This is a genomic window from Maritimimonas sp. 2304DJ26-3, from assembly GCF_056591635.1.
The window spans coordinates 1-259 of record NZ_JBWQOK010000015.1 but is presented as its reverse complement, the minus strand read 5'-3'; the positions used below and the strand labels follow the sequence as shown (position 1 = coordinate 259).

1 protein-coding gene is annotated in these 259 nt (G+C 43.2%); it reads right to left on the bottom strand.

What is annotated here, in order from left to right; translation table 11 throughout:
* Positions 1–259: Ig-like domain-containing protein (locus AC1EUV_RS13805; RefSeq protein ID WP_480199306.1), on the bottom strand; the 259-nt coding region annotated here is incomplete at both ends.

The following is a 259-nucleotide window of genomic DNA, read 5'->3' as shown; positions in this document are numbered from 1 at the left end:
TGGTAAAGAATTAACTACTATATCTACCTGTGTTGCAAGACTCTCACAGCCTGCAACTGTTTGTGTTACATAAACTATCTCTGTTCCTACTGCTCCTGATGGTGTAAACGTAGCATCATTATCAACTACTGTGGTTAATCCTGCATCGCTATACCAAGTGAAGCTTGCTCCTACTGCGCCTGTGGCTGTAATATCTAAAATCGTATCACCATCACAATAGGCTGATGGACTCGCTGCTGTTGGAGCTGATGGAATACCC